The sequence below is a fragment of the Levilactobacillus paucivorans genome, from assembly GCF_001437125.1.
In the GTDB taxonomy this organism is placed as follows: Bacteria; Bacillota; Bacilli; order Lactobacillales; family Lactobacillaceae; genus Levilactobacillus; species Levilactobacillus paucivorans.
On record NZ_JQCA01000133.1, the window covers coordinates 1 to 1,752 of the forward strand.

The following is a 1,752-nucleotide window of genomic DNA, read 5'->3' on the forward strand; positions in this document are numbered from 1 at the left end:
AAGGAAGCTGATCTTTTTTGTCCGAACAGCGTTCGGATTAATTTTACAATCTACCTCTTTCTTTTATTTTAATGTAGCACTGCTTACATATTCTCCCGCAATACGGTATACCTGCGCTGTTGTTCCTCGGTCATATCCTTGTAATACTGGTCAATAAGAAGCTGGATAATCTCGTAGTCGAAGCTAACATGTTCAATTGTCTTCAGGACTTTCATATCCTTGTAAGTCTCTGCGGATACCTTAAGGGATTTTTTCTGATTTTTTGGCATAGAGGAAGATTTATTCTCTTTTTTCGTAGCATTATCTGTTGCATGGTACTCTTCTGATGGCTTTACCGCTCCGGTAACCCTTCGTTGAAGAATATTAGGCTTTTTACTTGGCATCTTACTTGGCCTCCTTATCATCTATAAATAAGCCAATCCGGCTTAATAACTCATCGGTAACTTGCTGGTACTTGTCTAACACTCGCTTATCGAAGCGGTCCTTATCGGTAATTCCATTAATTGGGAATCGTTTAATCCGGGCCATTTGAGTAACAATATTTGTGAATACATTTTCTTCTCCAAACTCATCCTTAGCAGATTGTATGATTGTCTGATCGACACCGTTACGGGCATCGTGAAGCATTGGCAAGATACCAATTACCTCTATATCTAGCTGATACTCTTGCTGAAGTTTAGAAAGGGTATTCACATACTCTTCTGCACCGGATAGACTATCATCGTGTGTTTGCAAGCTGATAAGTGCAAAGTCTGAGAAGATAACAGCATTACGGGTAATCTCAATACTAAATGGTGGCACATCCAACAGAATTACATCATATTTCTTCTTCAATGGATTAAACAAGGGTTCCAACAGATGTGTTTCTTCGTACTCATTATTCGTATTCTGATATAAATATTTCGTGAAATCTTGGAAATCAATATATGAAGGAATTAGGTCAAGGTTATCCATTATCTTAACTGGTAAGTCTGTTAGATCTTTCTCCTGTACGCCTACCATCAGAGTTTTTTTAATTGAGTACACGGTATCTTCCTGCTGACTTTTCGTTAACATTAGTGTTTTAGTGGCGTTGGCTTGTGGGTCTAAGTCTGCAACCAACGTATGTATTCCCATTTTAGCTAAGGTATAAGCGATGAGATACGTGTTAGTTGTTTTTCCCACGCCACCCTTTTGATTACCAATCACAATGGTTAATGCCTCATCACGAGACTGTATAGCCTTTACTACGTCTGGAATATCCATAACAACGACCTCCAATTGATTTTTAATTAGTATACCACAATTTAATAGCAAAAGGGAAATTTCCCTAAATAGTTATTTAGATATATAGAATTAGGGATATATAGAAATTGGGATAAAGGGAAAAAGGGATACTTATCGACTGAGAACACTGTTAGAATGGGAATTAAAAATATCCCTAAATAGAAAAAGGGATATAGGGATAATTCCATTTAGGGATAATTCTATTTAGGGAAAAATAGATAAAGGGAAAAAGGTAAATTAAATATAATTGTTGACAGATATCCTATGAAAGGGCTATAATCATTGGTATTGACAGTCCTATTATATGATGTGTTTTTAACATTATTTCCACCGTTTGCTGTACTAACTGTGAATCATGGGGGACACTGTCAGTAGTTCAAAAGAAGTAATACCTAAAAAACTGCATAAAAAAAAACACCCACCGACTGGCATCGGTGAGCGCCACAAAAAAGTCATCTAGTTTAATGACTATTATATCATGGCCGG

Annotated in this window: 2 protein-coding genes; both read right to left on the reverse strand. The window is 36.8% G+C overall.

Annotated features, from left to right (window positions below; genetic code table 11):
• Positions 1-83 precede the first annotated feature (83 nt).
• The gene (locus tag IV54_RS09620) at positions 84-383 is read right to left on the reverse strand and encodes a hypothetical protein (RefSeq protein ID WP_016526703.1); all 300 of its coding nucleotides are present in this window, start codon (positions 381-383) and stop codon (positions 84-86) included.
• Position 384: 1 nt separating this feature from the next.
• Positions 385-1,245 (reverse strand): ParA family protein, encoded by an 861-nt coding sequence (locus tag IV54_RS09625; protein ID WP_013356270.1) that lies wholly within the window; start codon positions 1,243-1,245, stop codon positions 385-387.
• Between the last annotated feature and the right edge of the window lie 507 nt (positions 1,246-1,752).

Excerpts from the sequence above, each read along its gene's own strand:
- IV54_RS09625 (WP_013356270.1), bottom strand. The coding sequence starts at position 1,245 with ATGGATATTCCAGACGTAGTAAAGGCTATACAGTCTCGTGATGAGGCA.
- IV54_RS09620 (WP_016526703.1), bottom strand. The coding sequence starts at position 383 with ATGCCAAGTAAAAAGCCTAATATTCTTCAACGAAGGGTTACCGGAGCG.